The 6,772-nt window shown below is 68.1% G+C and carries 5 protein-coding genes and 1 pseudogene; 1 reads left to right on the forward strand and 5 read right to left on the reverse strand.

The genetic code is table 11. The annotated features are described in order from the left end of the window. Positions 1–338: 338 nt before the first annotated feature. The 4 genes and pseudogenes from pstB to pstS form a co-directional block, all read right to left on the reverse strand. Positions 339–1,119, reverse strand: a pseudogene (pstB, locus tag ATO4_RS25575) (phosphate ABC transporter ATP-binding protein PstB). Between the two features lie 113 nt (positions 1,120–1,232). Continuing rightward, the gene (gene pstA, locus ATO4_RS25580; protein WP_083594785.1) at positions 1,233–2,072 is read right to left on the reverse strand and encodes a phosphate ABC transporter permease PstA; all 840 of its coding nucleotides are present in this window, start codon (positions 2,070–2,072) and stop codon (positions 1,233–1,235) included. A 4-nt stretch (positions 2,073–2,076) separates the two neighbouring features. Further along, complete coding sequence (pstC, locus tag ATO4_RS25585; RefSeq protein ID WP_083594787.1) at positions 2,077–3,045, reverse strand: phosphate ABC transporter permease subunit PstC; 969 nt, start codon at positions 3,043–3,045, stop codon at positions 2,077–2,079. Positions 3,046–3,111: 66 nt separating this feature from the next. Further along, positions 3,112–4,164, reverse strand: a complete 1,053-nt coding sequence (gene pstS / locus ATO4_RS25590; RefSeq protein ID WP_083594790.1) for a phosphate ABC transporter substrate-binding protein PstS — start codon at positions 4,162–4,164, stop codon at positions 3,112–3,114. Positions 4,165–4,924: 760 nt separating this feature from the next. Here pstS and queC point away from each other — a divergent pair. Then, positions 4,925–5,644, forward strand: coding sequence for a 7-cyano-7-deazaguanine synthase QueC (queC, locus tag ATO4_RS25595; RefSeq protein WP_083594792.1), 720 nt, complete (start codon positions 4,925–4,927; stop codon positions 5,642–5,644). A gap of 203 nt (positions 5,645–5,847) precedes the next feature. Here the strand turns inward: queC and ATO4_RS25600 are convergent, their stop codons facing one another. After that, positions 5,848–6,330 carry a cupin domain-containing protein gene (locus ATO4_RS25600; protein WP_083594793.1) on the reverse strand — a complete coding sequence of 161 codons (483 nt, stop codon included), beginning with the start codon at positions 6,328–6,330 and terminating at the stop codon, positions 5,848–5,850. Positions 6,331–6,772 lie beyond the last annotated feature (442 nt).

Here is a 6,772-nt window from a genome sequence, read left to right on the forward strand (position 1 = left end):
CTCCGATCGCGCCTGGACATCGCGCCTGCCGCGAGGCGTCGCCGGCCGGCGGAGCGGGTGTCGCGCGAGGCGATGCCTTCGACGTGGCGGCAATGGCCGGGCGCGTGCGGGGGACGGACGCGCCGGTATCGTTGCCGCGGACGATGGCGCCTCGAGCGCCGGACATGCACCGCCGGCATTCACCGCCGGCCATTCCCTGTCCCGTCGATCGGATCGGATGACGTGTCAGGCCTGCCCGGCGAGTGGGGCAGAGGCCCGACCTCCCGAAGGGATCGGTCGAACGTCGCGTCAGGCGACGCGCGCGCGGCAGTCCGCCCAAGGGGTTCGATCGTCCGGCCTCACCCGAAGCGCCCCGTCACATAGTCGCGCGTGCGCTTTTCCCGCGGGTTCCCGAAGATCGTCGCCGTTTCGGCATATTCGATCAGCTCGCCGAGATACATGAAGGCGGTCCGGTTGCTGATCCGCTGCGCCTGCTGCAGGTTGTGGGTGACGATGACGATGGCGTAGTCCCGCCGGAGCTCCATGATCGTCTCCGATGTGACCGGTCGAGATCGGGTCGAGGGCCGAGGCCGGTTCGTCGAGCAGGATCACCTCGGGTTCGGTGGCGATGGTGCGGGCGATGCACAGGCGCTGCTGCTGGCCCCCCGACAGCGACAGGCCGGAGGCCTTGAGCTTGTCCTTGACCTCATTCCACAGCGCGGCCTTCTTCAGCGCCGTCTGCACCCGCTCGGCGATCTCATCGTGGCGCAGCGTCGTGTTGAGCCGGAGTGCGAAGGCGATGTTGTCCTCGATCGACATCGGGAAGGGGGTCGGCTTCTGAAAGACCATGCCGACCTTGGCGCGCAGGTGGTCGATGTCGGTCCTGGCGTCGAGGATGTCGATCCCGTCGACGACGACGGAACCCGTCGCCCGCTGGCCGGGATAAAGGTCGTAGATCCGGTTCAGGACCCTGAGAGGCGTCGATTTTCCGCAGCCGGAAGGTCCGATGATCGCCGTGACCTGCCGATCCGGCAGCTCCATCGACACCTTCTTCAGCGCTTGGCGTTCGCCATAGAAGAAGTCGAGGTCGCGGATGGCGATTCGGCTCGCGGGTCCGGTCGTCGGCAGGGTCGCGGGCAGGGCCGCGGAGCCGGCGGCGTGGCTGTCGGGCGGCCCGGCCTCCGGTTGCCGGTGGCGGGGCGCGGCGCGGGCCGCGTCGAGGGTCATGAGGTCGCAGGTCAAGGTATCGGTCATCAGGGGTCCAGCCTCGTCGTCAGGAGCCGTGCCCCGATCGAAAGCGCCAGCACGGCGATGGTGATGAGCAATGCACCGGCCCAGGCCAGGGATTGCCAGTTGTCGTAGGGAGACAGGGCGAACTGGAAGATGGTGATGGGCAAGGAGGCCATCGGGGCGCCCAGGTCGAGACTGAAGAAGTTGTTCGACAGCGCGGTGAAGAGCAGCGGCGCGGTCTCGCCGGAAATCCGCGCCAGCGCGAGCAGGATGCCGGTGACGATTCCCGCCCGCGCCGACGAGTAGATCACCTTGCGGATCACCAGCGAGCGCGACACGCCGACCGCAAGTCCCGCCTCTCGAAGCGTGTCGGGTACCAGGCGCAGGACATCCTCGGTCGTTCGCACGATGATCGGCACGACCAGGATCGACAGGGCCACGACCCCTGCGAGCGCCGAGAAGTGCCCGAGGGTGACGACCAGGATCTGGTAGACGAACAGCCCGACGATGATCGACGGTGCCGACAGGAGGATATCGTTGATGAAGCGGATGACGGCAGCAAGCTTCGAGAAGCGCCCGTATTCGGCGAGATAGGTGCCGGCGAGGACGCCGATCGGCATGCCGATCACCATCGCCAGACCCGTCATGATCAACGATCCGACGATGGCGTTGCGCAGGCCGCCCGCAGCTTGCGGGCCGGGCGTGTCCGCGAGGAACAGCGCGGTGCCCAGGGACGGGGCGCCCCTGACGACGAGATGGACGAGGATGATCGCCAGCACGGCGAGGCCGAGCGCGGCTGCGCCCGTCGCCAGGCCCATCATCACGGCGCTGGTGAATTTGCGCCGCCGGAGTTTCGCGTTCATCCGGTCATGCTCCCGCCCGCTGGCGCATCCGGCCGAGCAGCAGCTGTGCGCCGCTGAGGACCAGGAAGGTGATGATGAAGAGGACGAGGCCGAGGGCCACCAGCGACGCGGTATAGAGGTCGGTCGTCGCCTCGGTGAACTCGTTGGCGAGCACCGCCGATATCGTCGTTCCCGGCTGCAGGATCGAGCCGGAAATGCGGTGGGCGTTGCCGACGACGAAGGTGACGGCCATGGTCTCGCCGAGCGCCCGGCCGAGCGCCAGCATCGTTCCCCCGACCAGCGCCGTGCGCACATGGGGGATGACGATCGAGCGATTGACCTCCCAGCGCGTCATGCCCATGCCGTAGGCGGCCTCGCGCAGCATGTCCGGCACGGTCAGGAACACCTCCCGCGCGATCGAGGCGATGAAGGGCAGGATCATCATCGCCAGGATGAGCCCTGCGGTCAGAAGCCCGATGCCGTAGGGCGGGCCCGCAAACAGCGGACCTGCCAGCGGCACCTCGCCGAGCGTCGAGATGATCGCCGGCTGGACCACGGTCTGCATGAACGGGGCGAAGACGAAGAGCCCCCAGATGCCGTAGATGATGGAGGGAATGCCGGCGAGCAACTCGATGGCGATGCCGATCGACCGGCGAAGCCGGCGCGGGCAGGTCTCGGTCAGGAAGATCGCGATGCCGAGCCCGGCCGGAACCGCGATGACCATGGCGATGATCGACGTGACGACCGTGCCGTAGAGCGGCGCCAGTGCGCCGAACCTCTCCGTCACCGGGTTCCAGCTTTCGGTGACGAAGAAGCCCGGCCCATAGGTCCGCAGCGCCGGCCATGCACCGACAAGGAGCGAGACGAAGACGCCGGTGAGGACGGCAAGGACGATGAGCGCGGCGGCCAGAGTCGCACGCCTGAAGACCTCGTCGCCCCGTTTCCGCAGCCGTCGGGAGTGCGCTCCGCCGGAGCGGTCGATCGTGATGCTCATGAAGACCCCCGGGACAGGAAGTACGATGGCGAGGGGCCGTAGCCCCTCGCGGCGCGGTGGTGGCGATCAGTGGGTGGGCGACCAGACGGGCTTGCCGTCCGAATCCTTGATCTCGGTCCATTCCCGCTTGATCTGACCGACGACGCTGTCGGGCATCGCGATGTAGTCGAGCTTGGCCGCCATCTCGTCGCCCTTGGCATAGGCCCAGTCGAAGAACTTCAGCGCCTCCGCCGAGTCGGCAGGATCCGAAGCGTCGGTGTGCATCAGGATGAAGGTCGCGGCGGTCATCGGCCAGGTCTTGGCGCCGGGTTGATTGGCGAGGATGACGCCGAAGCCCGGCTGCGAGGACCAGTCGGCGTTCTCGGCCGCGGCGGCGAAGGCTTCGGCCTGCGGCGCGACGCGCTTGCCGTCCCTGTTGATCATGTCGGTGTAGGTCATCTGGTTCTGGAGCGCATAGGCATATTCGACATAGCCGATCGCGTTCTGCGTCTGACCGACGGTCGCGGCGACGCCCTGATTGCCCTTGGCGCCGACGCCGACCGGCCATTCGACCGAGGTGTTGACGCCGACCTCGTCCTTCCACTCCGGATCCACGTCGGCGAGGTAGGTGGTGTAGTTGAAGGTCGTGCCCGAACCGTCCGAACGGTAGACGACGGCGATCGGCGCGTCCGGCAGTTCGATCGTGCCGTTCAGCTTGGCGATGGCCGGATCGTTCCACCTGGTGATCTTGCCCAGGTAGATCTCGGCGAGGGTCTTGCCGTCCAGGGCGAGTTCGCCGGGCTTGACGCCCTCGACATTGACCACCGGGACGATGCCGCCCATGACGGTCGGGAACTGCACGAGGGTGTTCTGCTTCAGTTCGTCGCCACCGAGCGGCTTGTCGGAAGCGCCGAAGGTGACGGTGCGCGCCTCGATCTGCTTGATGCCGCCGCCGGAGCCGATCGCCTGGTAGTTCAGCCCGTTGCCGGTCTGTGTCTGATAGGCCTTCGCCCACTCGGCATAGATCGGATAGGGGAAGGTGGCGCCGGCACCGGATATGTCGGCAGCCCTTGCGGCGCCGGCGAGGCCGATGGCGGCGACGAGAACGGCTGAAACGGCCTTGAGCCCGTAGTGGGACATGGATGACTCCTTCGCAAGACATGGGGGACCGGACGCGGCTGCGTCCGGCCATGGGGAAGCGGACGGCGAACCCGATGGCAATCGAGGCTCGCCGGGCGCGGCGGGAACCGGCCGAAGGAAACGGTGCGGCGAAATCCGCCCGTCAGGACCGGTTGCGGGGAAGCGGCCCGGCGCCGGGGGGCGACTGGCCGAAAGTCGTGTGGAGGATGCGGGGCCCGGAACGACGCGCCGAGGCGGAGCTGACGGTTTCGATCACGACGATGGACCCTGCGTCGAAGGGTGGCGATCGCATCGGCGGGCGGGGGGCCTTTCCATCCGAACCTGTGTCGTTCGGGTGGGGATCGGCAGCCGCGCCGTTGCGCTGGGGTCCATTGGTCCCGTTTTATGAACGTTGCGTGACACTGCGGGGTCTGCTTCGCCCGAGCCATGCGCGACCGGGGTCCGAAAGCATTGTGCCGGCTTGTATTTCCGCGCTATTGGGCGACAACGTTACTTCTTCGTAAGATCGCGCAAGTCGTGCCGATGCTCTCACGCGACGCTGCAAGGCCACCAGGGTTCGCCGGGAGCGTGCATCGGCAGGCGACTCCCGGTGGACCGAAACCGGCACCGGGCCCGGGGACGGCCGCCAGGGGGCGAGTGCCGGGAACGAGCGCCAGGGACGAGTGCCGGCTGGACCTTCGCCGGGGCGGCATCATCTTGCCGCACGACCCCGCCGCCGATCCGGCGGCGGCGCATGATGCGCGACGGAAGGATTCCAGCGATGACCGAGGCCGACGGCGCCCTCGTCCTCTTCTCCGGCGGGCAGGATTCCACCACCTGCCTCGCCGTCGCCCTCGAGCGATTTGCGCATGTCGAGACGATCGGCTTCGACTATGGCCAGCGCCACCGGGTGGAGCTGGAGGTCCGGCCGAGGGTTCTCGCCGCCCTCCGGGCCGGGTTCCCGCACTGGGCGGAGCGGCTCGGGCCGGACCACATGATCGACATGGGCGTCCTCGGCCAGATCAGCGATACGGCGCTGACCAGGGACACGGCGATCGCCATGGAGGCCACCGGCCTGCCCAACACCTTCGTGCCGGGCCGCAACCTCCTGTTCCTCGGCTTTGCCGGGGCGCTCGCCTATCGCCGCGGGCTGAAGCACATCGTCACCGGCGTCTGCGAGACCGACTATTCCGGCTATCCCGACTGCCGCGACGACACGATCAAGGCGATGCAGCTCGCCCTCAATCTCGGCATGGAGGCGCGCTTCGTCATCGACACGCCGCTGATGTTCATCGACAAGGCCGCCACCTTCGCGCTGGCCGAGCGGCTCGGCGGCGAGGCGCTGGTCGATCTCGTCGTCGAGGAGACCCACAGCTGCTACGAGGGCGATCGCACCCACCGCCACGCCTTCGGCTATGGCTGCGGCGCCTGCCCGGCCTGCGAGTTGCGGGCGAGGGGCTTCGAGCGGTATCGCGAGGCGAAAGCGGCCAACGCCGGGTAGCGAACCGCGAAGCCGCCGCCAATAGCCCCCCCCTACGCCGCCCGCGCGGTCGCATCCGGCATCGGACCTCGAACGGAAATCGACCGTCGGCAAGACCGATGCGCGGCTCAGACCGGCCTGACGACCGGATCAATTCTGCTCTGCACGAGGTGGCGCTCGATGACCCGGGCGTCCTTCATGCGGCCTGTCGGATGGAGCGCGCTCTATTCCGGCTGCCTGTGGATCGGGTCGACCCAATAGACCGCCTCGGGCTTTTCGACCGGATCGACGTCGGTGATGTTGACCACCACCGCCTCGTTGTCGGAGCGCACCAGCACGCATTCGAGCGGCGCGCCGGGATCGGCGTTGATCTCCTGATGCGGCACGAAGGGCGGCACGAAGATGAAGTCGCCGGGCTCGGCCTCGGCGGTAAATTCCAGCCGCTCGCCCCAGCGCATGCGGGCCTTGCCCCTGAGGACGAAGATCACGCTTTCCAACTCGCCATGATGATGGACGCCGGTCTTGGCATCCGGCGCGATCGTCACCGTCCCGGCCCAGATTTTTTGCGCGCCCACCCGGGCGTGGTTGATCGCCGCCTGGCGGAACATGCCGGGGGTCTGCGCGGTGTTGGAATCCAGCTTGTCGCCCTTGATGACGCGCACGCCGTCGTGTTTCCAGCGGGGTTCGATGGCAGGGTGGTCGGTCATGGCGGGGGCCTTCCAAGGATTTCGTCGAGGGCGATGGTAGCGGCAGGCGAGCCGCCGGGAAAGGGTCGAGGCGAGCCGCGTCATGGGGCCGCTCAGCGCCGATCGGGTTTTGCCGTTCCGCCGGGCACGGGCATGCCTTCCCGCGCCGCTCGCGCAGCCGGGTCATCGGCCAGTCCCCTCGTGGCGGCTCTTTCGCTCCGCCGCATGTCGGGCCACCCCGATCGGGCGGCGGTGCGCCGGAGGAAAGCCCTCCGAGGTAGTTTCTCGTATTCCGGCTCGCCTCCGGCGCACCGCGCGGCTCTTGACAACCTCCCATGGACCATCGCCCGCCGGATCGACGGGGTCTGTCGGCGGCTGGCGCTTCACCGGGCGATCCTTTTCAGATCCCCCGCTTCAAGCGGACCGATCCGCACCCGCGCCGTATTACGCGAGGGGCCAGCGG

Origin of the sequence: Aurantimonas sp. 22II-16-19i (genome assembly GCF_002088275.1) — a bacterium.
GTDB lineage: Bacteria > Pseudomonadota > Alphaproteobacteria > Rhizobiales > Rhizobiaceae > Jiella.